At 30.8% G+C, this 24,989-nt stretch carries 24 protein-coding genes; 3 read left to right on the forward strand and 21 right to left on the reverse strand.

Annotation, left to right across the window (positions count from 1 at the left end; all coding sequences use genetic code 11):
- Positions 1-58 precede the first annotated feature (58 nt).
- Positions 59-664: a DUF4254 domain-containing protein gene (locus EYD45_RS14620; protein ID WP_130965305.1), complete on the reverse strand. Its 606-nt coding sequence runs from the start codon at positions 662-664 to the stop codon at positions 59-61.
- Between the two features lie 70 nt (positions 665-734).
- Between EYD45_RS14620 and upp the strand changes: the two genes are divergently transcribed.
- A complete protein-coding gene (gene upp, locus EYD45_RS14625; protein WP_130965306.1) occupies positions 735-1,394 on the forward strand; it encodes a uracil phosphoribosyltransferase in 660 nt (219 codons plus the stop codon).
- Here upp and EYD45_RS14630 read toward each other — a convergent pair.
- Positions 1,383-2,306, reverse strand: a complete 924-nt coding sequence (locus EYD45_RS14630; RefSeq protein WP_233702667.1) for a DUF6427 family protein — start codon at positions 2,304-2,306, stop codon at positions 1,383-1,385. The two genes, upp and EYD45_RS14630, sit on opposite strands and share 12 nt — an antisense overlap.
- A 41-nt stretch (positions 2,307-2,347) precedes the next feature.
- Here EYD45_RS14630 and EYD45_RS14635 point away from each other — a divergent pair, with 41 nt between their 5' ends.
- Complete coding sequence (locus EYD45_RS14635; RefSeq protein WP_130965308.1) at positions 2,348-2,575, forward strand: DUF6341 family protein; 228 nt, start codon at positions 2,348-2,350, stop codon at positions 2,573-2,575.
- Here EYD45_RS14635 and purD read toward each other — a convergent pair.
- Positions 2,570-3,841 (reverse strand): phosphoribosylamine--glycine ligase, encoded by a 1,272-nt coding sequence (purD, locus tag EYD45_RS14640; protein WP_130965309.1) that lies wholly within the window; start codon positions 3,839-3,841, stop codon positions 2,570-2,572. The genes EYD45_RS14635 and purD overlap by 6 nt on opposite strands.
- A 106-nt stretch (positions 3,842-3,947) precedes the next feature.
- Here purD and EYD45_RS14645 point away from each other — a divergent pair, with 106 nt between their 5' ends.
- Positions 3,948-5,237: a phenylacetate--CoA ligase family protein gene (locus tag EYD45_RS14645; RefSeq protein ID WP_317127941.1), complete on the forward strand. Its 1,290-nt coding sequence runs from the start codon at positions 3,948-3,950 to the stop codon at positions 5,235-5,237.
- Here EYD45_RS14645 and EYD45_RS14650 read toward each other — a convergent pair.
- The 18 genes from EYD45_RS14650 to rfbA all read right to left on the reverse strand — a co-directional run bounded on the left by EYD45_RS14650 (position 5,218) and on the right by rfbA (position 24,989).
- A complete protein-coding gene (locus EYD45_RS14650) occupies positions 5,218-5,997 on the reverse strand; it encodes a glycosyltransferase family 2 protein (protein WP_130965310.1) in 780 nt (259 codons plus the stop codon). The two genes, EYD45_RS14645 and EYD45_RS14650, sit on opposite strands and share 20 nt — an antisense overlap.
- The gene (locus EYD45_RS14655) at positions 5,997-7,289 is read right to left on the reverse strand and encodes an undecaprenyl-phosphate glucose phosphotransferase (RefSeq protein WP_130965380.1); all 1,293 of its coding nucleotides are present in this window, start codon (positions 7,287-7,289) and stop codon (positions 5,997-5,999) included. Before EYD45_RS14655 ends, EYD45_RS14650 begins: the two co-directional genes overlap by 1 nt.
- Before the next feature lie 64 nt (positions 7,290-7,353).
- The gene (locus tag EYD45_RS14660) at positions 7,354-8,340 is read right to left on the reverse strand and encodes a UDP-glucuronic acid decarboxylase family protein (protein ID WP_130965311.1); all 987 of its coding nucleotides are present in this window, start codon (positions 8,338-8,340) and stop codon (positions 7,354-7,356) included.
- Between the two features lie 128 nt (positions 8,341-8,468).
- Entirely contained in the window at positions 8,469-9,677 is a 1,209-nt protein-coding gene (locus EYD45_RS14665) for an O-antigen ligase family protein (protein WP_130965312.1), read from the reverse strand.
- Positions 9,656-10,750 (reverse strand): DUF1972 domain-containing protein, encoded by a 1,095-nt coding sequence (locus EYD45_RS14670; protein WP_130965313.1) that lies wholly within the window; start codon positions 10,748-10,750, stop codon positions 9,656-9,658. Before EYD45_RS14670 ends, EYD45_RS14665 begins: the two co-directional genes overlap by 22 nt.
- A gap of 306 nt (positions 10,751-11,056) precedes the next feature.
- Positions 11,057-12,460 (reverse strand): Kelch repeat-containing protein, encoded by a 1,404-nt coding sequence (locus tag EYD45_RS14675; protein ID WP_130965314.1) that lies wholly within the window; start codon positions 12,458-12,460, stop codon positions 11,057-11,059.
- Positions 12,457-13,926: an O-antigen ligase family protein gene (locus EYD45_RS14680; RefSeq protein ID WP_130965315.1), complete on the reverse strand. Its 1,470-nt coding sequence runs from the start codon at positions 13,924-13,926 to the stop codon at positions 12,457-12,459. Before EYD45_RS14680 ends, EYD45_RS14675 begins: the two co-directional genes overlap by 4 nt.
- On the reverse strand, positions 13,923-15,179 hold the full coding sequence (locus EYD45_RS14685; protein WP_130965316.1) for an O-antigen polymerase: 1,257 nt from the start codon (positions 15,177-15,179) through the stop codon (positions 13,923-13,925). The genes EYD45_RS14680 and EYD45_RS14685 overlap by 4 nt, the downstream gene beginning before the upstream one ends.
- A gap of 2 nt (positions 15,180-15,181) precedes the next feature.
- Positions 15,182-16,501: a CDP-glycerol glycerophosphotransferase family protein gene (locus tag EYD45_RS14690; protein ID WP_130965317.1), complete on the reverse strand. Its 1,320-nt coding sequence runs from the start codon at positions 16,499-16,501 to the stop codon at positions 15,182-15,184.
- A gap of 1 nt (position 16,502) precedes the next feature.
- Positions 16,503-17,765: a lipopolysaccharide biosynthesis protein gene (locus tag EYD45_RS14695; protein WP_130965318.1), complete on the reverse strand. Its 1,263-nt coding sequence runs from the start codon at positions 17,763-17,765 to the stop codon at positions 16,503-16,505.
- On the reverse strand, positions 17,749-18,354 hold the full coding sequence (locus EYD45_RS17090) for a CatB-related O-acetyltransferase (RefSeq protein WP_130965319.1): 606 nt from the start codon (positions 18,352-18,354) through the stop codon (positions 17,749-17,751). Before EYD45_RS17090 ends, EYD45_RS14695 begins: the two co-directional genes overlap by 17 nt.
- A 10-nt stretch (positions 18,355-18,364) precedes the next feature.
- The gene (locus EYD45_RS14705; RefSeq protein ID WP_130965320.1) at positions 18,365-19,393 is read right to left on the reverse strand and encodes a polysaccharide pyruvyl transferase family protein; all 1,029 of its coding nucleotides are present in this window, start codon (positions 19,391-19,393) and stop codon (positions 18,365-18,367) included.
- 15 nt (positions 19,394-19,408) lie between these two features.
- Positions 19,409-20,467 (reverse strand): N-acetylneuraminate synthase family protein, encoded by a 1,059-nt coding sequence (locus EYD45_RS14710; protein ID WP_130965321.1) that lies wholly within the window; start codon positions 20,465-20,467, stop codon positions 19,409-19,411.
- The gene (locus EYD45_RS14715) at positions 20,467-22,101 is read right to left on the reverse strand and encodes a cytidylyltransferase domain-containing protein (protein ID WP_130965322.1); all 1,635 of its coding nucleotides are present in this window, start codon (positions 22,099-22,101) and stop codon (positions 20,467-20,469) included. The genes EYD45_RS14710 and EYD45_RS14715 overlap by 1 nt, the downstream gene beginning before the upstream one ends.
- 2 nt (positions 22,102-22,103) lie before the next feature.
- Positions 22,104-22,652, reverse strand: coding sequence for a hypothetical protein (locus tag EYD45_RS14720; RefSeq protein ID WP_130965323.1), 549 nt, complete (start codon positions 22,650-22,652; stop codon positions 22,104-22,106).
- 53 nt (positions 22,653-22,705) lie between these two features.
- The gene (gene rfbD, locus EYD45_RS14725; protein ID WP_130965324.1) at positions 22,706-23,584 is read right to left on the reverse strand and encodes a dTDP-4-dehydrorhamnose reductase; all 879 of its coding nucleotides are present in this window, start codon (positions 23,582-23,584) and stop codon (positions 22,706-22,708) included.
- A complete protein-coding gene (gene rfbC, locus EYD45_RS14730; RefSeq protein ID WP_130965325.1) occupies positions 23,578-24,123 on the reverse strand; it encodes a dTDP-4-dehydrorhamnose 3,5-epimerase in 546 nt (181 codons plus the stop codon). Before rfbC ends, rfbD begins: the two co-directional genes overlap by 7 nt.
- Positions 24,120-24,989 carry a glucose-1-phosphate thymidylyltransferase RfbA gene (rfbA, locus tag EYD45_RS14735; RefSeq protein ID WP_130965326.1) on the reverse strand — a complete coding sequence of 290 codons (870 nt, stop codon included), beginning with the start codon at positions 24,987-24,989 and terminating at the stop codon, positions 24,120-24,122. The genes rfbC and rfbA overlap by 4 nt, the downstream gene beginning before the upstream one ends.

Here is a 24,989-nt window from a genome sequence, read left to right on the forward strand (position 1 = left end):
TCGCAGGATGCCTTCATGAAAGTATGCTTTCATTCATGCAATGCTCAGGATGACAGTATTATTTTTGAGAGCGCAATACAGGGTTTAGTTCATCATCATTATACATCTTCATCTGCTTGTAAACCTTCATGTATTTATCGCCTTTCTCAATATCACTTAAAAGCGTATCAATAGCAGTGGACAAATCTATACGTTGCTCAAGTAAAACGTCTAATTTTTTTTGGCATGCGGCTCTATGAGCATCTGAAGCGTCTGTGCGTGTCGCCTCTTCATCCATGTGATAAATTTTTAGTGCCAAAATTGAAAGTCTATCAATACCCCAAGCCGGACTCTCAGTATTAATAGTGGCGTCTTGTTTTGGGGTAACATTCTTATACTTTTCAAGAAAATAACTATCAATATATTCTACCATATCCGTTCTATCTTGATTGGATGCATCGATTTGACGCTTTAATTTTAAAGCAGCAACTGGGTCAATATTAGGGTCGCGAATAATATCTTCATAATGCCATTGCACGGTATCAATCCAACACTTTCTGTATAATAAATGTTCTATTAAATTGTCCTTTGTATAAGGATTTTCAAAGGGTTGGTCAACGGTATTAATCACATGGTATTTTTCAATAACGTCTTGAAATATCTTATTAGCTTTATCGGTAAACATAGTTGTAAATATTAAAGCACAAATATACTTATATTAGTTAACTTTAGCATTCTAAACCCACTCTTAAAACATGTATATTCATAACCTTTCAAAAGAAAATTCAATACTAAACAGTTTCATTTCTGAAATACGTGATGTAACAAAACAAAAGGGCGGTATGCGTTTTAGACGCAATATAGAGCGTATTGGAGAGGTGTTGGGCTACGAACTAAGTAAGACTCTTAATTTTCAAACTAAAACCATTACCACACCATTGGGGCTATGTGAAATGGATGTTTATAATAATGAAGTTGTGCTTTGCTCTATTTTAAGGGCAGGTATACCATTGCACAATGGACTATTAAATTATTTTGATACTGCCGAAAATGCCTTTATTTCTGCCTACAGGCATCACAAGGAAAACCCTGAAAGTTTCGAAATTATTGTTGAATATTTAGCATGCCCTGATTTAAATAATAAAACCTTGATTTTGGCAGACCCAATGCTGGCCACAGGACAATCTATGATTGCAACTTTTGAGGCTTTACAGTCCTTTGGCACTCCAGAATCATTGCACTTAATAAGTGTAATAGGTTCTCAAGAAGGTGTTGACTTTGTGGCTTCTAAATTTCCAGAAAGCACACATCTTTGGATTGGTGCTATTGATAAAACATTGAATGCAAAGGGGTATATCGTTCCTGGTTTGGGTGATGCTGGTGATTTATCTTTTGGAGAAAAACTACAAAAATAAAAGAACAACAGGCACAAGCAGGAGTATAGAAAAGAAGACTTCCTTAAACCATTTTTCCCTAATAATTTCGATGTAAGTTGAAATAATAATGGACAAAGGTGCAAACATAAATAGAAATTCTCCTCCTGTCTTTTTTGGTGCTATTATCAATAAACAAAAAGACAAAACTGTCGTCCAGATTATGATATAGAAAGCTGGACGCAATGCTTTTTTCTGAAAATTAATGTTTTTGATATAAAACAGTAGGGACCAAAAACCAAAGGATAGCAGTACTGTTAAAACCACCAAAAATTGAACAGTGTTATAAACACTAAAATCAAAACTCATTTGAAAACCGTTCAAAATATGAGCTATTAAATCATATTTCAAAAAAAAGCAAACGCTGAATGCAATAAGCATAACTGCGATAAGTGCTGTGATGGGAATAAGCCAATTCCTGAGTTTATTGTCAGTATATAAAAAAATAGCGATAGGTATCAACAAAAAAAATAACGCCGCCCAAGAATAGCAAAGGGTAGCAATGGCAATCCAAAAAGCAGCATCAAACAGTTTCTTTTTTACGTTTTTTTGAGACCGTAAACTGATGAGTCGTCTTAAACTGAATAGCAAAAAGATGTTTGCCAAAATTAGTTTTAAACTTTCGGTGGTTTGGGGCACCATTAGTAAAAAGCACCCGTAAAGGATGATTTCGAAATTACTTGTTTGCGTTAGATGGTTTTTGGATGATACAAAATTTAAAACCAAAATTGAGAAATAGCTTCCCAGAAACAAAACTGTTACAATTAAAAAAGTATTAAGACTTAAAGTGTTCCTGTCACCTTCAAAAAATGAAATAAGGCAAGCCAGACTTATAATAAAAAATACAACAACAAAATTAATTGGCTTAGATTTACTAAAAATGCTTGTAATCATTAACTGTTTTTGTATTTTTGCTTCGTAAATATACTAATCATATGAAAGACTTCTTTTACGCAATACAAGATTTATTTGTTGACGTGCTTTTTGCACCTTACGATGCGTTAAGAGCATTGGAATTGGATAATTGGTGGTTAGCCAATATTGTGTCATGGATTTTCACAATTATTTGTTTCCTAGCTATCATATACTGGATGAAGCAACTCAACATATTTGACAATAATAATGAAGAGGATAAAAGTATTTCTTCTCACTCTTTTTTATAGGTCAAATCCAATATCCTTACGATAATTCATCTTATCAAAATGTAGTTGTTCTATGCTTTGGTAAGATTTTTTTATGGCCTCTTGATACGTATCTCCGTATGACGTAATGGCCATTACTCTACCTCCCGATGTTACTATTTTATCATCCTTTAGTTGTGCTCCCGCATGAAACGGAATAGAGTCTGTAATAGTGTCTATTCCTGTAATTTCCTTTCCTTTTTCATAGGCTTCTGGGTAACCACCTGAAACTAACACAATGGTTGTTGCTGCACGCTCATCAATTTCTATATTAATGTTATCGAGTGTGCCATTTGACATGGCTTGCAGAATCTCGACTAAATCATTATTCAATCTAGGGAAAACCACCTCAGTTTCAGGGTCGCCCATACGCACATTGTATTCAATTACTTTTGGATCGTCTCCTACTTTTATCAACCCAATAAAAATGAAGCCCACATAAGGCAAATTATCTTTCTTTAATCCGTCGACAGTTGGTTTTACAATACGCTTTTCAATCTTATTTAAAAATGCTTCAGTTGCAAACGGCACTGGAGAAACTGCTCCCATACCGCCAGTATTTAAGCCCGTATCACCTTCTCCAATACGCTTATAGTCCTTAGCAGTAGGTAAAATTTTATAGTTTGTTCCATCAGTTAACACAAAACAGCTCAACTCAATTCCATCTAAAAACTCTTCGATTACCACTTTTGTACTTGCATCGCCAAATTTGGCGTCAACCAGCATACTTTTTAGTTCTGCTTTGGCTTCATTTAAATCATTTAAAATCACAACGCCTTTTCCAGCTGCTAGTCCGTCTGCTTTTAAAACATAAGGAGGTTTTAAGGTTTCTAAAAATGCATATCCTTTTTCAACTGTGTCTTTTGTAAAACTTTCGTAAGCAGCAGTGGGGATATTATGGCGATACAAAAACTCTTTAGCAAACTCTTTACTTCCTTCAAGTTCGGCTGCAACTTTTTGTGGCCCAATAACTGAAACATGTTTAATAGTATCGTCGTTCAGAAAATAATCATGAACACCATTTACCAGTGGGTCTTCAGGCCCGACAACAACCATATCTATGTTTTTATCCAATACTAGGTTTTTTATAGCTTCAAAGTCATTAACACCAATATTTACATTGATTGCTACCTCTGCTGTTCCAGAATTTCCAGGTGCTACATAAAGGTTTTCACATTTATCGCTCTGCGCAATTTTCCACGCAAAAGTGTGCTCTCTTCCACCAGAACCAAGTATTAGTATATTCATAGTTTGTATTGTTTCCGCAAAAATAAAATTAATGGTCGTATTACACGAATATTTTTTATTTACTTTACAACGATATCTTGTTTTTGTGAACCTATTTAATCTAACATTGAAATTAAAGGGCTTTCCTATTGAGAGAGCTAAACGCGACTTGGCAAAAATTCAATCCAAAACTGATGCTGAGTATGATGCTTACTTAAATTCAAGAAAAAAAGCAATTGTTGAACATCACTTGATGTATAATAACTTTTATAAAGGGCTAACTAAAGGCATTGATACAGCCGATTGGAACGCACTTCCTGTAATTAAAAAAAGTGATTTACAAATTCCGTTAAAAGATAGATTGTCGGATGGTTTTACCACAAAAAACTGCCATATTCATAAAACTTCTGGTTCTTCAGGGACGCCTTTAATTTTCGCAAAAGATAAATACACGCACGCCATGTCTTGGGCAAATTTTATGGACAGATATAACTGGTATGGCATTAATGCAGCAACCTCAAAACAAGCTCGTTTTTATGGTATTCCTCTTAATTGTACAGATTATTACAAAGAGCGTTTTAAAGATGTTTTGGGGAATAGGTTTCGTTTTTCAGTGTTTGACTTAAGTGAGAAACAATTGGAGTGGAATGTGAAAAAATTTAAATCAACCGCATTCGAATATATTAACGGATATACAAGTGCTATCGTTCAACTAGCAAAGTTTTTAAAGGAAAAAGATATCGTTTTGAAAGACATTTGTCCTACCTTAAAACTATGTATAGTAACTGCTGAAATGCTTTTTGATGATGATAAAGTTTTATTGCAAAAACAACTTGGAGTTCCTGTAGCAAATGAATATGGTTCTGCAGAGCTAAGTCTAATTGCTTTTAATAACCTTGATGATGAGTGGCTTATAAATACTGAGGATTTGTTTATTGAGATTTTGGACGAAAATGGCAAACCGCTTCAAAACGGGAAAGAAGGACGCATTGTGGTGACCTCGCTTTATAATTTTGCCCATCCATTTATTAGATATGATTTGGGAGACATTGGAGCTCTTCAGGAAGCTAGCACTCCTAAAAAACCTCTATTAAAAAATGTTATTGGAAGAACAAGTGACATCGCTGTACTTCCTAGTGGCAGGCAAGCTGCTGGATTAACGTTTTACTATATTACAAAAACTGTAATTGAAGATGATGGTAATGTGAAGGAGTTTATTATTGAACAGCACGCGTTGGATGTATTCAAGATAATCTACACAAGCACCGCTCCACTATCAGAATCAAAAATTAAAGCCATAGAAAATAGTATTGAAACTTATTTAGAGCCAAGTTTAGTTGTAAACTTTGAAAGAAAAAAAGAGTTAAAACGAACCAAAGGAGGGAAAATCAGACAATTTACTTCATTTGTGAAGTAACGGTTTGTTTCGACTTCACAAAAAAGTATTCATATAAAAAAACCATTAAACTGGAAATCGATTTTGGAACTGAAAACCCTAAACCTTTACGATACACCAAGTAATTATATTTCAGCATATTGATTTTATTAGAGGATATTGATTTTTTTCTAACCCTGTAAATGGCTAGTGGTTCTTCAATCCCCATAGTGGGCTTCTTACTTTTTTCCACTGCTTTTAACCAAATAAGCCAATCTTGACGCTTGAGAAGATTAGGTGAGTATACTTTACCTAAAGTTCCTGCATTATACATTCCTGTTAGGTTACCAATGTAATTACATTTCAAAAATTTTTTATAGGTTAGTTTGGGCAATGCTTTTACAGTTTTATACAATAATTTGCCATTTTCATCCATTAAATCATAACTGGAGAAGCAAACGTCAATATTGTGCTTTATCATAAATTCTACCTGCTTTTCAAGCTTAGATGGTTTCCAAAGATCGTCCGAATCTAAAAAAGCTATGAAGTCTCCCGAAGCCTTTTTGATGCCAAGGTTTCTAGATACTGCGGCTCCTTGATTTACCTGATTTTGCAGAACGTTAATGTTCTTCTGTTTTGAAATAAATCCATTTATAATCTCCAAGGTGCCATCAGTAGAAGCATCATCAATAATTAAAAGTTCCCAATTAGTATATGTTTGACTTAAAACACTTTGTATGGTTGCTTTTATAAAACGTTCGGAATTGTACGTTGGGGTTATTATAGAAACCTTTTGGTTCATTAATATGCTTTCTTTTCTCCTTTTAGTGCATTTATAAATGTTTGTAAAATGATTTTTATATCTAATAAAAGTGACCAGTTTTCAACATAAAAAATATCATACTTCACACGATTAATAATATCCTTATCTGTCTCTATCTCACCTCGAAAACCACTTATTTGCGCTAGACCCGTTATACCTGGTTTTACAAAATGCCTTACCATAAATTTATCTACTTTCCGTGCATACATATTAGTATGGCTCACCATATGAGGTCGTGGACCTACAACTGACATGTCACCAAAAAGGACATTAAAAAACTGTGGGAGTTCGTCGATACTAGTCTTTCTTATAAACGCTCCAACCTTTGTTACTCTATCATCACCTTTTGTAGCTTGATGCAAATGAGCATTTTTATTTGGTGTCATAGATCGAAACTTGTAACAATCAAACTCAAGGTAATTGAATCCATTTCTAGATTGTTTGAAAAATACAGGGCCTCTTGATTCTAGTTTTATTATAATTGCCAAAATAGGGGTTAACCAAGACAGAAGAAATACTATTATAAAGAGAGATAATAAAATATCGAAGAACCGTTTAATTACTTTATTAATCGGTTCTTTTAAAGGTATACTTCTTAATGATAAAACTGGAATGTAATCGTAATATTCATATTTTAATTTTTTTGAGAAAATCTCTTTATTATCGGGAATAAATTTGAGCTCTCTTAAGTTATTATCTGCAAAGTCAATTAATTCATTTATTTGCATGTTAGATAACTCCGCTACCGAAAAGAATATTTCATCAATATCATTATCAATAATATAATCAAAACATTTGCTAAGGGAAAAGGATTCATCCTTTGGGCTAAATTGATTCATGAATTTATACCCAAAATCAAGTCGTTTGTTGAATGTTTTTATGAGTTGACTTGTTTTTGAGTTTTTACCAATTACAACAACGAGCCTAATGTTTCCTCCTAAAGCACTTCTATATTTATTTAATAAAAAATAGATTAAAAACTTAAAGAACGTTAATAGTATGAAAGTAAAGATTAAATAGTTCCCCATATTTAACCTGCTAACGTTAGGCTGCTTAAAGAACCCAATAAAAGCGTAAAGAACTACGGCAAATAGAACTATTTGTTTGCACAATAAAGTCGAGACTTGCACAATTCTGGTATTACGCTGTACTTCATAAAATCGATTATAAAAAGATATAATACTCCATAACACGACTATGTAAGCTAAAAACAACAACCTGTCTGTTAAATTAATTTCAAATAGAAAAACAGAGCCGATGATAATCAACATATCAACCAAAAAAGAGATTGGCTTAATAAACCCCGAATATCTACCTTGTTTAAATTTCTTCAATTTACTTTTTTATATGTTCTTTAAAGTTTTTATGTTCGGCTTTATAGAGCTCTTCGCTTGACAAACTTTTAAAATAATCAAAAGTGATTTTCATCCCCTTTTCTCTACTTACTTTAGGCTCCCAATTTAGTATTTTTTTGGCTAACGAAATATCTGGCTGTCTCTGAAGTGGGTCATTAACTGGCAAATCTTTATAAACTATTTTCTGTTTTGTTCCTGTTAGCTTTATAATCTCTTCTGCAAAATCCTTTATTGTAATTTCATGTGGGTTTCCTATATTGACCGGATATTCATAATCACTCAATAAAAGCCTATATATACCTTCAATTTGGTCCTCTACATAACAAAAAGATCGTGTTTGAGAGCCATCTCCAAAAACTGTTAAATCTTCTCCACGAAGTGCTTGCCCCATAAACGCAGGGATTACTCGTCCATCATTTAAGCGCATTCTGGGTCCATAAGTATTAAAAATACGCACTATTCTGGTTTCCAATCCGTGAAACCTGTTATATGCCATTGTAATGGCTTCCTGAAAACGCTTTGCTTCATCATAAACCCCCCTAGGGCCAATAGTATTTACATTACCATAATAATCTTCGGTTTGCGGGTGTACAAGTGGATCTCCATAAATCTCGGAAGTAGACGCAATTAATATTCTAGAACCTTTAGCTTTGGCAAGGCCTAATAAATTGTGCGTACCTAAAGCTCCCACCTTTAGGGTTTGAATAGGAATTTTTAGATAATCTATAGGGCTAGCTGGTGAGGCAAAGTGAAGTATATAATCTAACCGTCCTCTAAGTTCTATAAAATTTGTTACATCGTGTGCAACAAACTCAAAATTTTCTAAGCCCAGTAAATGCTGAATGTTTTTTTTATCCCCAGTAATAAAGTTATCCATTCCAATTACATGATAGCCTTCTTTCATAAATCTATCACATAAGTGTGAACCTAAGAATCCCGCTGCTCCTGTTATTAATATTTTTTTCATGATAATCTTTTTCTTAGCAGATATAACAATAGATCGAGCTAAACTTTAATTTAAATAATTTAATCTTAAATATGGTAATTAATATTTTTCAACTTCAATTTTTAACTAATTTGTTATTTTGAATAGATTTATTCTTTTAAATACTCAACTATAAATATGGATAAAAACAGACAGTAAAAAACAATGCCATTTTGCCTAACAAGAAATGATTCGGTAATAGAACAAATAATAACTAATAAACTGAATAGCCTAACATTAATATTCTTTTCTTCGCACAAAAATGGAGAAAATAACATTATTAATAAAACTACCAATCCAGTAATACCAGAATCAATTAAAGATTGAATGTATTGATTATGAACATTGAAATTTCCCAAATAAGCCCTTCTAAAATTAACTTTTTTATACTGCCCTTCTAGTTCCTTTTGTGATTTTTTTATACCATAACCATAAATAGGTGAATTTTTGAATAATTCCAATGCGTTATCCCAAATTTTCATTCTAAATGAAGCTCCTGAATAAGAAGATATATTTTGATTAATATTAAAGGCTCTTTTACCAAGAGTTGGAATACTAACAGTTAATGTCAATCCAATTAAAAGCAGGGATGAAATACAAACGATAATAGTTTTAATCCTAAAAACCTTTAAATACCATACCTTAAGTAAAAACACTATTGCTCCCCCAAAGATTGCTGTTCTTGATGACAATAATACTACACCAAAAAAAAGCACAAAAGCGGAAATGAGATACATTTTGGGACTTACCTTATGCCTTTTCAAAATCAGCAAATCGATACAAAATAAAATAGCTAATATGTAGAATATAGACATATAAATATGATGGACTCCAAAAGGCTCTGAAAGAAATTTATATGACAAGTAAATTGGATTAAAATTTTTTTCGAAAAAAAACGTTCTCCATAGGCCATAAAAAAAACTAATAATAAAGGAGCTCAAAGCAGACAAAACATAAACTTTGCGCACATTATAATTGAATTTGGTATCCTTAACTATTTTTTGAAATGAAAAAATTATTACCGGAAATAAAAGGAAAGGAAAATAATCTTTAATAGGTACTAGATCTTCGTAATCATCTAACACTAAAAATAGAATTGTTATTATTATAAAAAAATAAAGACCTAATAAGACTAATGTTTTTCTCGAAAAAAAGCTGTAAATATCGGACCTGTTATAAGATAAAAAAAATAAATTAACATAAAATCCTGCAGTAACTATAGACAGGGCTGCATTACCAAGAAAAATTGACACACACAATAAGTAGACTGAGTATTTAAAATAAATACCTTTATATTCTAAAGCCATTTTGCCAAGCATTGAAGAAGATATTTTTCATATTCATGATTTATTATATCCCAATCGAACTGATTAATAATCTTTAATTTGTTTTTTTGTAACATTTTGGCATAATCATCCTTTTTAATATCTAAATGCCTTTTTATATCATCAACCGTTTCAAAATAAAAAGCACTATCTTCTAAGATACTTTTATTAAAAATATTTTTGTTTGCAACTATCAAAGCGTTCGATGCCATTGCCTCTAACAAAGAAGGGTTAGTTCCCCCGACTGAGTGCCCATGGAAATATAAATTAGAATAGTATCTTAAATTATTCAAATGGGTTTGATTATATATACCACCTAAGAATCTAATATTTTTATATCTAGAAAACTTACTTTTTAAATACTCCCCAAACTTTGTATTATGCTTCCCAACAACCAAAAACATAGTCTTTCCAGAATGTTTAACTACACCATCTAGAATAGCTTCTATATTGTTTTCTGGTTCTAATCTTGCTATCAGCATATTATAACTGTGTCTCTTTACTTTATAAGACTCTAAAATATTTAAATCAGGTGTATCAAAAACTTTAGCGCCATAAGCAATATACTTAGAATCTATTTTGTACTTTTCCTTTAAGTAACTCTTGATTCCTACTGAGTCAGAAATAAAATAATCGCTTGTTCTAACAGCCAATTTTTCTGCATATCTTAAGAACTTTTGAACCAATTTCGAATATTTACTTCTCTTCCATTCTAATCCATCCATGTTTGTTATAATTACTGACTTCGAAGGAAGCATCCAGCCCCAGACCGAACTGCTTGTATATCCTAATTGTAAAATAGCATCAAAATTTCTTCTTTTAGAATCCAAAACACAATTAAAATCATAAACAAATTGACCTATTGTACCGATTTTTTCTTCAGGATCATATTTATGAATTATTTGAACACCATTCCACAACTTATCTTGATAGGGGTGATTATGTGAATTGTAGACATAGACTTCATGTCCTCGATTCTTTAAATACATTGAAAGGTACTCTGCGAACTGTTCAAACCCACCATGGTTATTAGGCACGCCCCTTGTTCCTAATATCGCTATTTTCATAAACTTCTTTAACACTTTGGGGGTAAAGATAATTATATTTTTAGGTTAGCTAATCCGTGAAATACATATATTAACTTTTATTATCCAATTAATACGTGTTTTTAAAATGTATTTTAATCACAAATAAGAAGTGTTATTCAACAATTATGAACAAATATTACTTTTCTCCAAAGGTAATTATATGAGAAACAAGAATCTAACAGTTCTATACAAGGAATCATTATGATACTCTGAATCAAAAGAATAGTGATTTTTAAATAATTAATTAATGAGTCTAAGGAATTAAAAATCTTTATTTGTTTAAATTTACTCAATAATTATTATATTTTCATTAAACACGCGATTATAAATTGAAGATGTAACTCCGCCAAAAATGAATAATTTTTTATTAAAAGAAACCGATTTGTGGTTATAAATTCCGTAATCAAAACTTTTTTCCTGTACCCAAATTCCATCAACAGAAGACCAAACATCTTTTAAAGGGGTTTGATTTTGGTATCCAAATAATACAACTAATCTATCTTGAATAAGATTTATTTGTTGAGAAGATCTATTAAAATAACCTTGAGGTAGTTTATATGTTTTTCTTTCGTTAATAAGAGGATTTAAAACGGTCAAGGTCTTATTTGCATCTATGTTATTCGCAATCCAAATTTTATTATCATAAACTTTTAAGTCCTCGGGATAACTATATCCGTTTACTCCGAAAGAAGTGTTTTTGGCCCATGAAATGCCATCTGAACTTTCATATAGTATCCCTTCATAATATTCAAAGCCTTTTGCAGCGATAAGCCAAATTTTATCATTGAATGCTACTACATGCTCTCCAGCATAATTTGGTAATTTTTCACTGACATTTTCCCAACTTATTCCATCTTCACTTGACCAAATATCTTTAAGAACTCCACCTGAAGTATTAGAAAAATCTAAACCTCCAATTACCCATAATTTATTATTATGAACAAATGATCCATGTGCGTATCTAACTCCAAATGGTGCTTGCTCTGTTATCTGTACCCATGTAATACCATCTTCACTAGACCAAACATCATTATAAATATTAAAACCATTTCGCCCACCAATCATCCATAACTTATTTTTAAATTCTATCACTGTATGACCGACTCTAGAAAACTCAGGAAATGGCTGTTTTATTATGGTATAATTAATTTCCAAAGGCTCAATTTGAACAATTACCTTTGTGGTGGCTTTAATAACAATTTCTTTTCTATTGCCTTCTTGGTCTGTTGCGGTAATTTTAACTTTCCAGTTTTTACCATCTTCCAAATTAAGAATTGGATAGGAAAATATAAATCTTGTAGAAGGTTTATTTATACTAAAACCTCCATAATTTCCATTCGATCCGAAGCTTGAATCTATAAGCCCACCTTTTTCTAATAGATAGGTAGTCCCTTCAATATCTTCTTTGATAAAAATATCATAAGTAACAATAGAATTTTCAGGATCTGTAGATTCTGTCCATCTAAGTAATAACTTATCTGTAAATTCGCCAACCTGAACTATTTCAAAATCTCTGGGAACTTCATTTCTATTATTTACATCGCAACTTATTATTATGGAAATGACACCAAAAAGAAAAACAAGTATTCCTAAAAATGAGATTATAGTTTTTTTTATCAAGAAGAGTCTAAGACAGTTATAGTACTTGCAAATAAAGTTATAATTTTTACTTAGTCCTTTTTCTCTCATTTTTTATTAGTATTATTTTGATAATCGCATAGGCTAAACATTAAAACGAGTGTAAGAAATCCAAAAATCTGATGCTTAAAAAGTCCAGCATTTGTTAAACCAGCAAATGCCATCATGAAGCTCACTAAATAAAGGTAATCAATATTGTCCGCTTTAAAGTTGTTTTTCTGCTTTATGAAAACGAAATAAGGTAAAAAATAAAAACAAACACAAACGATACAACCTACAAGAATTCCATATTGAGAAGCAAAGGCTAAAAAGTCATTATGTGAATCCATTAAGTTTCGTTCATTAGATCCATAATTTTGTTTAATCTTATTCCATCTTCCAGCCCCAATGCCCCAGTAAGGTCTGGCTTTTATCATATTTAAAGAGGTTTGATAATGTTCCAACCTTAAAAGTAAAGAAGCAGTAAAATCATTTTGTTCTAAAACTATAATTTCATTTAAGTTTCTTTGGGTTAAATCAATTTTTTCAATCTTAAAATTTGTAATGTTTAATCTATTGGATCTAGTTATTGAAAAAACAAACATTGAAACTACAGTCAAGCCTATACACAGAGCTATAATTTTGTTAGTGATTTTTTTAGCCCTACGAAATAGAAAAATCAAAAATTCAGAGAGAAGATACCCTGAAAAAAAAAATATGGCCGACCTAGTACCATTAAAGTATATTAATATTGAAAGCAAAATAACCACAAAAATATAAATCCCTGATATTTTTTTTCTTAACGTGAGAAATAAGAAATAGGAAGTTAAGGCCGCTAAAATATTCCCAAAACTGTTTGCTCTCAATGATCCGCTAATAAATCTTTGACTATTGGCTACAAAAAAAGTATAAATAAGCGATTCTACAATCAATATTATTAGTGCAAAGATTAAACCGTAATACAGCTGAGTTTTATATTTCATTATGTCTGTAGTTTTAACTAATAAGAACAACAGAATAATATACCTTAAATGGTATGACCCGGCAGAAATTAATGTTATATCTGTAAGATTATTTGAAATAATAGAGTTAAAAAAAGAACTCAAGAATAATAATAAACAAATGATGATGATTATTCTATTTGTATGGCTATATAATGGTTTATTTTGAGCAGTCTTAAACTTTATAACTCCAAGCAATAAAAAAATATCAATGCGTGTAATCAAAGGAAAAAACACTTTTCTAAAGTCAAAGGGAGCGCTAATTAATACACTAGGTAAGTAATTATCAATGTTAGAGGGAAAAGATAAAATCATTAACACCAACAAAAAGGCATAAAACTTTAATGACCTCAATGCAATAATAGTAATTATCACAAAAAAAAGTAGAGATAGATTATTTAAATTATTTGGTGATAAGTAATAAACAAATTCAGGGTTGTTGTAATTTGCGAAACATAAAAAAAACGTAAACAAATAAACGCAAGCTAAAATAAGGATGCATAACTTAACACTTAAAGTCCATTCTTTATATATCATTCTAGGTTAAGTTTAAACGGTCTTTTTAACATAAGTTGTTTTAACACTAAATGTACTACCAATACTAAAAGTAAAAACAAAATATTATTGATTAAAGTGCCGAATAAACCTGTACTAACTGAGCCAGAAACACCAATCGAAAAAAACATAAGAAATAATAAACTTATATTTTTTATTTTACCTTTTAAGACTAATATTTGGTAGACGCTATTAAAAAGAAAGCCGTAAACTAGAGGATAAACTATAAAAGCAATTTTACCAAAGTTCAAATAGCCCAATCCTATGAATGTTGTTGTTACACTTCCTCCATCAAAATCCCAGTTCATCAACTCTTTTAAATATGTTCCAAAGTTTGGATTTGATCCTGGAAAAAATAACTTAAAATCAATCCAATAACTCTCACCTAGTAAATAATTGTGCTCTGTAGGAAAAAAATCATATATCTTTTGAAGGTTTTGAAGATTAACGAATGGTCTCCAGCCAGCTCTAAATTTCATCAGTCTTAAAAATGTTACTCTGTCATCTTCGAAATTAGACCTGATAGCACCCGCAGCTACCAGGAAAAGAAAGAGTCCCATGCCTATTTTTAGATATTTCTTTAAAGATAGTTTTTTCGAATTCAAAATAGTTATCATTAAAAAACTGGCTATTAATAATTTTAAAAGAGGAGCTCTACTACCATAAGAAACTAGGGCAAATGCAGTAAACAAAAAAAACAATATTTTAAAAAAGTAAGTTTTATCTTTTAGTAAAAGGATTATCATGTAACCATATAATAAAAAAGATAGAAATAATAAATTATACAAACCAGCTCCTACTTTTCTAGATATCCTATCGTTCTCAATATCTTCGGCAAATATTATAACCCCGCCTGTTTTATAGGTGAATATCAAAAAGAAGACTACCCCTGCGATAAATATAAGTACGCCACTTATTTGGAATGCTCTAGAGGGCTTCTTTTCTATTTCAATTTCATTTATTTTGACATATTCCACCCCGTTCCTTGCAAAAAGAACTCTTGAAATCATTGCTCCCAAAAAAGTTAATATGTAAGCTAGTATTATATAAAATCTTAATTCAGGTGAAATTGGAATCCAAGGATACCAACTTTCACAATAGGCTAAAGCAATAAAACAAAAAGCTGTTTGATATAGATAAAAAAACACAAAAGGATTAAGCAAGTTTCTTAGATCAAAAAACTTATTTACTAAGGCAAGCATTATTATTGCAATAAAAATAATATCCCAACTCATTTTTACGCCGTTATTAGTTTAATAATTCTTTTAGTTGACTTTCCGTCTAACTTGTAAAAATACTTCTCAATAAAATTTTTATAGTTTTTTATTTTACTATGAAGTTTTGAAGTGTTTTTAATTAGACTATTTAGCTCACTTGCATCATCAATATTGAAGCAGCAATCAAATTGTTCATACTCCATCTTGCTATCTGTTTTTAATATATCAATTTTTATTAGTGGCTTGTGGAATGCTATTGCTTCGTTTCCAACAGTTGAAGTGGTGGTAATTACTAAATCTCCATTAAATATTAAATCATGAATGCTTTCATGCTTACAAACTTTAATTTCAGATTTATCAAAATACTTATAAACAAGGTTATTGTTATCCACCGACCCTGGATGCAATTTAAAAGTAATTTTATAATTTGGAATTAATTTGGCATTATAAATCAACCTTATAAATTCTTCAACTTTACTTTCACCTATTGGATTTAAAACAACCAAAATATTTGAAACTTTCTTTTCGCTAACCTTTTCAATTGGATATTTATGTATAAGATCAGTTTTTGGGGTACCCGTAACTTGTAATTTTTTTTTGTTAACACCTCTTTCTTCAAACCACTTACTAGATAAGCTCCCCCATGTTAACATTTTGTTTGCAGAAACAGGCAAGTAGCCATACTCCAAAACTGTTGATCCATGTTGTAAGACATATGTTTTAATATTAAATTTTTGAGCAATCAAATTAATAGTTCTTGAGACCTTATGTACATCAGAGTTTAAAATTACTTTCTTCAATTTCTGATTATCTCGAAACATCTTTTCAACGCAACTTATGATAAATGCAGATTCTAATAAGTTCAAAAATATCAAGTTAACATTAATATTAAATTCTCTAGACAATGCCCTTACAATTTTAAAATTTCTGACTAATAACATAAAAACCCTAAAATAATTTTGACAAATAAGAAAGAAGTTCCAATAGTTGAATAGATTATTACTTTTTGCTTTTTTGATTCTTTTATCACAAATAACCTCTATATACGGTTTCGGAAAAGATGCTTCTACAGTTCTTAAAGTATTTATCATACTATAATTATAAATATCATTTACAAAAAGATATTCAATTCTACTTGGTTTAGTTTTCTTGTTAAAGCTTATACTAAATAGTGCTTTCAAATAACTATCAAGGCTAAATATTTTTAGTAGGTCTATAAATTTACTCCTATCAAATCTATTTAAACTTAATTCGAAAACGTAAATTTGTGATAAAGAAATTAAATTTATCCCTTTATAATCAATTTTATATGAATTTAACTTTTGTACTTTTTTGAGCAAACTATCCTATTTTTATATTAAGAAGAATATCTGTTTTATACTTTGACAAGCAAATAAAATATATTATTACAAATTCAATACCATAGCTAATTGTTGTTGTAACGGCGGCAATTTTATAGCCAAAATCAGGTAATAATAAAAAATTCAAAATAATATTTATAACAGCAGCAATAATAGCTGGAACCACCATCAGATAAGTGTTTTTATGATAAAAAGGGATATTTGATAAAACTGTGTATAGAAAATAGAAAAACATTCCTAATAGTAAAATAGGAATCATTTCAGCTACCCCCGCATATGATTCATTAGACATAAATTTCAATAAGATACTTCTGAAAAGATATACTAGAACACCGATAGAAGCAACAAGTAATATATACTTCTTTGAGGCTGCTGATATTTTGTTAGTATTTCCTAATTTCAAATTTTCAAGAATATACTTTTGCCACATTTTATTAGTCGCCATAAAAAAAGCAATAAAAACAGAACTAATTGTATAGGCAACTGTATAATCAGCAACCTCAACTTCGGAATAAAAATAGTTGATAATGAACCTATCAGAAAAACTTAAGGCAAGAACAGAAATCATAGCAGGTATAAATGGAAAACTAAATACCAAACCGTTTACTATATCTTCTCTAATAGTTTTAAATTTAGGGAATTTTATATTTAAACTAAAAAACAAATAACAAGATAATCCAAAAAGCAATAAACATTGAATAGCCATAAACGCGTGAATGGAATTTGAAAAACAAAAAAACCATAAGGCCCCCAGAATATATGGAAAGGCATTTCGGAGAACAAAAACAATATTATATTTTATATAATTGCCTTTAATTTGGAAAAACGATAAATGCAATTCAATAATAGCAAATAATGCAGCTGTGGTTACAATATAATAATCTGGCACTCTACCAATGATATAAATATTAGCCATGTCTTTTAAAGCAAAAACTATTAGGTAAGTTAAAGCTATAAATATACTGAATACTTGGAGTGAATACAGCAACTCAGAAGTTCTCTTATCATTGTGTATGGAATAATATTTTACGTAACTTCTTTGCGAAAAATCTACTAATACCGAAAATAAAGGAACGGCAACCCAAAATAAGGATAATGTACCAAACTCTGGCTTTGTAAGATTATTAGTATAAAATGCAAGTAGCAAAAAAACGACTCCTTTAGAACAGCCTTCACCTAAAAGATAATATATATAGGCCTTTTTACTTGAAAAAGTGTTTTTAAATTTATGCTTTAACTTCAAATGGAATCTTAAAAATTTCTATTTTTCTTCTTAATTCACTGTCACTCCAATCCCACCACTTCATAGCTTTAATTTTACTTATTGCTTCTTCGCTAAACCTATAACCGCGATGTTTGGCCGGGATACCATAAACAATTTCAAAATCTTGAACATCTTTTGTTACAACGGAAGCAGCTCCAATAACCGCACCGTCTCCAATTTTAACACCTGGCATTATTATGGCATTCGCTCCAATCCAAACATCGTGTCCAATTATAGTTTGTTCAACAAATCGTTTGTCCTGCTTTGTGAATCCATAATAGCTGATATAAGAAAATGCATGGGTAGACAAACGATTTAAATCATGGCTCGTCGCTCCAATAGTAACATTCCAAGAAATCGAACAAAATTTACCGATTTTAGCATTTAAAATTGTTGTATTCCTGCCTACAGAACTATAATTGTCAATTTTAGAGTTGTTTAAAAATGAATATCTTGAAATATTAATATTATAACCCAAAATAGAGTTTTTTACCTCTGCTCCAAATCTAATAGAGTTATTTTTTTTAAATAGTTTCCTGTATTTTTTTAATAAAGCCGAAAGTATCATAAATAATATTCTAGAGATTTGTAAGAAAATTCTTCATAATAATAAATTGATTGTCAATATAGTTTCCTATCTCACTAAATGAACTAAAGTTATTTTCTTTGTATTCTGCTAAAGTATTATCTACTCTAGAAATAATATCCATATCTTCAATGTTAAAAACAGGTAGGTTCATTGTCTCTACCATACCTTTTCCTCTTCCATCTTCATTTATTAATAAAGAAGGAAGTCTTTTACTTAAAAAGTATAAATGCGCATGCACCCTATAACCAATATGAAAATCACAATCATCATAGAAGTTTAATTTTTTCAAATCATAGGCTACATCTTTTATTGAAATTTTAGAGTCAACAAACTTTGCACCTAATGCCATTGCCAAATATCCCATTGTAGCCCTAATGGTTGTATGTTTATCTGGAAATATTCCCCTATGATAAGTCATAGTGATTTTAGCCTCAGGAAACTGTTTTGAAATCACTTTTATTAATGAAACCGTTTGTTTTATTAATTTAGGGTCGGCAGCAGTGGTAAAGACAACATGTTTTACTGTTTCAATTTTATTAAATTTCTTGCCAATAGATGGCAAATGATACCAAACTGGACAACCGGTCATAGTTACGTTATCGAAACCATTATTCTTTAAAACCTTTTCAGTTACATTACATCGGCAACTTGATGATTTTATTTCATTGTGAACCTTTCTTAGAAAAGAGTCTGATTCCTCATTAAATGAAAACGACAACGGTGAACCTGCAGGTCTACCGCACCATCCTAATCCAAATGGAATTATAGGAACTTTGATGAGCGACAAATCATCAACTAAGGGATAGATTCCTTTATAGATATTTGATGCGTATGCTGGTCCTCCACAAAGCACTACAAACCTAGATTTATTTATTAAATCTAATTGATCACTTAAGTCCTTAGTCCTATCTAATATAACGACATCTTTGTCTACAAATTCTTCAAATAGACTCTTAGCCCTATCTGTAATTAAAAAATCTCCTATATTTTTAATTTGTCCTGAAAGTAGTATTATCATCTGTTTATTTTGTCTTTAGTCAAACATTTTCCATTGAAGCACAGTATCTTCATGTATAACAACCGTAGCCTTTTTCCCAATTAAATCGTTAATATTCTTCGGAGAAATGCCTTTGGCAGGTCTCTTCCATGTTAAAACATCTTCAGATACAATCTGCCCCTTTTCTATTTTCTCTAAAGCCACTAAACTTCTCCTGGCATTAAGTCTAGATTTTTCCTCAGATGGTAATGAAGTTTTATCTTTCGCTCCAATTAGTTCAGTAACCCTATTAATCTTCTGAAAAAACAGTTTTAAATCCTCTTTATCCATGGCGTGATAATGATCATTTCCTGGTAAAGTTTTATCATGTGTGAAATGCTTCTCTATAACAACAGCGCCAAGCAGACTAGCTATCTTTATAGTCTCCATATCCTCTGGCAACGTATGATCTGAATATCCAGGTATAGTATTAGGGAATTTTTCTATTAAATCAGCAATCATACCAAGATTAGCATTTTCATTCAAAGTTGGGTAGTTCAGAATACAATGCATTAAGCATACAGGCAAATTATACTTATTTATAGTTTCAAGAGCTTGTTGAACCTCCCATAAATATGAAGCTCCAGTAGATAAAATTATTGGTTTACCGAATGAACATATTAACTCTAAAAAAGGTAAATTAGTTATATCTGAAGAGGATACTTTAAATACATCCATCATTTCATTTAAGAAATGAGCAGATTCAGCATCAAAAGGAGTAGATAAAAACTCTATTTCCACTTCATCACAATAATCCTTAAGTTGTTCATACTCGGATTTCCAAAAATTATCATATTTCTGAAACAATTCAAATTGACTTGTGGTTGATTCTTTTGTAGTATCCCAATAAGATGGGCTATCCCTAGAAGCAATAGTATTAGCTTTATACGTCTGAAATTTTATTGCATGAGCACCACCCTCTTTTGCTTCATCAATTAACCTTTTAGCCAAATCCATAGATCCTTCATGGTTAACTCCAGCTTCAGCAATTATATAGGGCTCTTTATAGCCTTTTTTAATAAAATTATAATCTATTAGTAAGTCTTTTATTTTCATTATTTCTGTATTGAATCATTTATAAGTTTTAACACCCTTGCTTTACCTTTTTTTAATTTGTTATCTAGCATTTTCTTATTCATTTGTTTCCTTAACCCTACATCTAACACATCTCGAAATGCATCCTCTATTTCTTGATCTTCTACGCTGGAGCCAAGACCTAGGTTATAAAATCCATTTTTCTGAGAAGCAAAAAAATGTGTGGTTTCCCTATCATTTTGACATAAAACTATGGCTGGAACACCTATTGCGGCAACCTCAAAAGTTGTTCTACCTGCAGATGTAAAAACAATATCTGCATTTAATATTTCATCGGATATATTATTGATATTCCTTTTTATCTCTGCATTTTGAAAAGATTTCTTTAAATTCTCACTATTTTTATATCCCAATCCTGTTATAACTGTGATTTTGATATCATTATTGGAACAGTAATTATGTATGATGTCCAAAACTCTAAACGTAAAGTCGTTTGGATCTACACCTCCAAAGGATATTAAAACATTTTCAACTTTATTTGATATATTGTTTTTTTCTGATGTATATAGAAACTCATCTCTCAAAATAAAATACTTCGCTCCATAATAATGATTTAAAATTATTTTCTTTTCTGGGTACATTGCATTTATTACGACGTCTGCATACTTGGTTCCCTCTCCCAAATCTTCAAAATTTATTAATTTACAATCAAGTTTTTTAAGTTCCAAGATATACTCTGCTGAGGTATCTAGAATATCATTAATGATTACATCTGGTTTAAATCCTTTAATATCCTCAATTATATTAGTTTTTTTTTGTTTGTGCACTTCATAATTAGATTCTGAAATTTTCTCAAAAGCTAATTCACTGGTATTATCTACCAAAAAAATTATTCTGTGATTTAAAATTTCATTTGCAATACTTAAAGTATTGTATACATGCCCCATTCCTATAATAGGATTACCTGTAACAACAAATAGGACAACCTTTATGTTTAAGTAGTACTCGCATAGATTCCAATCATCAAAATCATCAATATCAATAGCTTCTTTCTTAGAAAGTGGATAAACCTCAACTTTTTTACCAAATCTAGATGATTTATTTACAAAACCGCTTTGAGTGATAACAAAACCACCCGTTTCTTTGTAAATTTCAGGTAGATATTGCCTGTTAAGCCTTTCTGCATAATTGGGTAAAAACTCACTCCCTTCTTTTTTCCATGTTAAGTGGGTATCATAAACGCCTGAAATAATAGTATCAAGACTATTCTGATACATCTTTTTAATTGCTTTTTCCAGAGATTCACTCTTAAGAAGGGGTGAAGTGGCTTGTAAAGTAACTACTAAATCATATTTTTTATTCTCAAGTTTTGATATTCTTTGGTAGGCGTCAAAAATCACCGGGTCTAGGGTTGTATTATCTTCAGATATTGTATTGTCTCTCAAAAGTGTCTTTGCACCAAATTTAGAAGCCATCAATAAAATCTCATCATCATCACTAGAAACGTAAGTATCAACCTTGTAATTTTTTATAGAAAGGGCATTTTGAATGGAGTAATATATTAAAGGTTTGCCCCCTAAGACTCTAAGGTTTTTCCTAGGTATGCCTTTAGACCCTCCCCTTGCCGGTATAACTACTAAAATTTCTTTAGTCATTTCTAATCCTCAATTAGGTAGTTTACTATATTCGAAACTTTTTTAGTATACAAATAGGGGTCATATCTTCCTTCTATCTCTCTTGGTGATAAAAGGAATTTATTTTTATTAAAATCTAAATACTTGCTGGCCTTAAACTCATTCCTTATTTCATCTTCAGAGAAAGTATATTCTTTATTACCATAAAGTATTTTTATATGGTTTAATTTGATAGGTTTTTGAGTTTTTATTTTTCCAAAATCTAATCTTAACCTTTCTGGGTATGTTTTCTCCGGTAGTATGAAAATTATATCTTGGCTTTCTGGCTTACCAATAACTTTTGTAAAAACAAAATCCTTTGGGTGAAAAGTATCCTGTCCAAGTTCATAATAATAAACTTCAAAGACATCGTTTTCTAAAATTATAGCGTTAATGAGCACTTGCAGTTTCGGATCTTCCTTTAATTCTGTGTTTTCATTATAACCATTCTCATTTTTGGTTTTCTCTTTTGTATTGTCTTTGCATGAAAATAATGCTATGATAATTAGGAATGTAAACAGTATATTTTTCATTTTTATTTAATGTTAGGTTTTGAATTAATATCTTTTTTAAATTAAAAATTTAATTAAATCAAATTCGTTCCTCCAATTAACTTAACTAAGACCTTGCTCAAGCTATCAGTCCAATAAGGAATCTCTAATTTAAACGTTTGCTGTGTTAGTTCTTTACTCATACAGCTATTTTTAGGTCGAATTGCAGGAGTTGGGTACGCTTTTGATTTAATTGAATTTATATTGATTGAAGTATTATTAGCTTGCTTAAAAATTTCAGCAGCAAACTCACACCAACTTATTTCACCTAGGTTACTATAATGATACAATCCAAAATCTTTGCTCTTGTTAAAAACTAAACTAACTAAAAAGTTTGCTAAATCACCTGCGTATGTTGGGGATCCAACTTGATCACTTACTACATTTATTTCATCTCTTTCGTTTGATAATCGAAGCATTGTTTTTACAAAATTTTGTCCATATTCTGAGTAAACCCATGAGGTCCTAACTATAAAATATTTATCTAACATATCTTGCACGTACTGTTCTCCTTTAAGCTTTGAAGCACCATATGTGTTGATTGGATTAGGTTTATCTTTTTCCGTATATACTCCTAATTTTAGTCCATCAAAAACAAAATCTGTAGAGACATGTATTAATATCACATCATAAGCAAGACAAGATTCTGCTAAATGCTTTACCCCTTCAGCATTTATACTAAATGCTTTATCAATTTCTTCTTCAGCTTTATCTACAGCTGTATATGCAGCGCAATTAATGCAATAATCAAATTCATTCTCTTTGAAATATACATTAGTTTTTTCATAGTTGGTTATATCTAGTTCCAAAAAATCAGTGTAAACGAAAGTTATTGACTCTTTGCATAACGGTGCAACATCTCTTATACAACATCCTAATTGACCATATGCTCCAGTAATAAGGACTTTTAACATAGTGATTTTTCTAAACTTTGTAGTTGCAAATCTTTTTCAGAGATTATAAAATCCTTATGATCTAACTTCCAATCAATATTTAGGTCTTTGTCATTATAGATAATTCCACTCTCAGAGTCTTTATTGTAATAGTTGTCACATTTGTATGAGAACACCGCGTTTTCACTTAAAACGATAAAGCCATGGGCAAAACCTCTTGGTATAAACAATTGTTTTTTATTGTCTTCTGATAGTTCTTCAGAAATATGCATTCCAAAAGTGGGGGAATTTTCTCTAATATCTACTGCTACATCCAAGACTTTACCTTTAACTACACGAACTAATTTTGCCTGTGCAAATTCACCTTTTTGAAAATGCAAACCTCTTAGCACTCCTTTAGAAGAAAAAGACTCGTTGTCCTGTACAAAATTAATCTCCTTACCAATGGTTAGCTTAAACAGTTCTTTATTAAAACTTTCAAAGAAATAGCCTCTTTGGTCTTGGAAAATTTTAGGTTTTATAATAAAGCAATCTTTTAGTTCAGTTTTTTCTACTATCATTGTTTTTTATTTATCAACCCTAGCAAATTCTTTCCATATCCACTTTTCAATAAAGGTTGAGCTAAATTTTTAAATTGTAATTCGCTTATATAACCCATTTCAAATGCGGCTCCTTCTATGGCTCCAATTTTAAGTCCTTGGCGCTCCTCTATAACTTCAACAAATTGTGAAGCTTGCATTAATGACTGAAAAGTCCCTGTATCTAACCATGCGGTTCCACGATCTAGAATACTAACATTTAATTTATCTTTTTCAAGATAAACTTTATTTATATCTGTTATTTCAAGCTCACCACGATTACTTGGTTGAATATTTTTTGCAATTTCCACAACAGAATTATCATAAAAATAGATACCGGGAACCGCATAAGATGATTTAGGCTTGGTTGGTTTCTCCTCTATTGAAATAACCTTACCTTCCTTGTTAAACTCAACCACGCCATAACGCTCAGGGTCATGAACGCGATACGCATATATAATTCCTCCTTCAGGATTGTTATTAGCCTGCAAAAGTTTGGAAAGCCCTGTCCCATAAAAAATATTATCCCCTAAAATTAGGGCAACCTTATCCTTACCTATAAATTCTTCTCCAATAATAAATGCTTCAGCGAGTCCATTGGGTTGCTCTTGAACTGAATAATCAAACTTACAGCCATACTTCTCTCCATCTCCTAATAAGTCCTTGAACAATGGTAAATCTTTAGGTGTTGAAATTATTAATACCTCCCTTATCCCAGAATACATAAGAGTAGATAAAGGGTAATAAATCATTGGTTTATCATATATAGGCATTAACTGTTTACTAACTGATAGTGTTAGTGGATGCAATCTTGTGCCTGAACCGCCAGCTAAAATAATACCTTTCAT

Origin of the sequence: Hyunsoonleella flava (assembly GCF_004310325.1) — a bacterium.
GTDB lineage: Bacteria > Bacteroidota > Bacteroidia > Flavobacteriales > Flavobacteriaceae > Jejuia > Jejuia flava.

Coding starts and splice junctions, on each gene's coding strand:
- EYD45_RS14705 (WP_130965320.1), bottom strand. CDS start 19,393: ATGATAATACTACTTTCAGGACAAATTAAAAATATAGGAGATTTTTTA.
- EYD45_RS14665 (WP_130965312.1), bottom strand. CDS start 9,677: ATGCTTGGCAAAATGGCTTTAGAATATAAAGGTATTTATTTTAAATAC.
- EYD45_RS14710 (WP_130965321.1), bottom strand. CDS start 20,467: ATGAAAATAAAAGACTTACTAATAGATTATAATTTTATTAAAAAAGGC.
- EYD45_RS14620 (WP_130965305.1), bottom strand. CDS start 664: ATGTTTACCGATAAAGCTAATAAGATATTTCAAGACGTTATTGAAAAA.
- EYD45_RS17090 (WP_130965319.1), bottom strand. CDS start 18,354: ATGATACTTTCGGCTTTATTAAAAAAATACAGGAAACTATTTAAAAAA.
- EYD45_RS14670 (WP_130965313.1), bottom strand. CDS start 10,750: ATGAAAATAGCGATATTAGGAACAAGGGGCGTGCCTAATAACCATGGT.
- EYD45_RS14715 (WP_130965322.1), bottom strand. CDS start 22,101: ATGACTAAAGAAATTTTAGTAGTTATACCGGCAAGGGGAGGGTCTAAA.
- upp (WP_130965306.1), top strand. CDS start 735: ATGTATATTCATAACCTTTCAAAAGAAAATTCAATACTAAACAGTTTC.
- EYD45_RS14675 (WP_130965314.1), bottom strand. CDS start 12,460: ATGAGAGAAAAAGGACTAAGTAAAAATTATAACTTTATTTGCAAGTAC.
- EYD45_RS14660 (WP_130965311.1), bottom strand. CDS start 8,340: ATGAAAAAAATATTAATAACAGGAGCAGCGGGATTCTTAGGTTCACAC.
- rfbA (WP_130965326.1), bottom strand. CDS start 24,989: ATGAAAGGTATTATTTTAGCTGGCGGTTCAGGCACAAGATTGCATCCA.
- EYD45_RS14630 (WP_233702667.1), bottom strand. CDS start 2,306: ATGATTACAAGCATTTTTAGTAAATCTAAGCCAATTAATTTTGTTGTT.
- EYD45_RS14650 (WP_130965310.1), bottom strand. CDS start 5,997: ATGAACCAAAAGGTTTCTATAATAACCCCAACGTACAATTCCGAACGT.
- EYD45_RS14685 (WP_130965316.1), bottom strand. CDS start 15,179: ATGAGTTGGGATATTATTTTTATTGCAATAATAATGCTTGCCTTAGTA.
- rfbC (WP_130965325.1), bottom strand. CDS start 24,123: ATGATAGTAGAAAAAACTGAACTAAAAGATTGCTTTATTATAAAACCT.
- EYD45_RS14655 (WP_130965380.1), bottom strand. CDS start 7,289: ATGTTGATTATCATCGGCTCTGTTTTTCTATTTGAAATTAATTTAACA.
- rfbD (WP_130965324.1), bottom strand. CDS start 23,584: ATGTTAAAAGTCCTTATTACTGGAGCATATGGTCAATTAGGATGTTGT.
- EYD45_RS14680 (WP_130965315.1), bottom strand. CDS start 13,926: ATGATATATAAAGAATGGACTTTAAGTGTTAAGTTATGCATCCTTATT.
- EYD45_RS14720 (WP_130965323.1), bottom strand. CDS start 22,652: ATGAAAAATATACTGTTTACATTCCTAATTATCATAGCATTATTTTCA.
- purD (WP_130965309.1), bottom strand. CDS start 3,841: ATGAATATACTAATACTTGGTTCTGGTGGAAGAGAGCACACTTTTGCG.
- EYD45_RS14635 (WP_130965308.1), top strand. CDS start 2,348: ATGAAAGACTTCTTTTACGCAATACAAGATTTATTTGTTGACGTGCTT.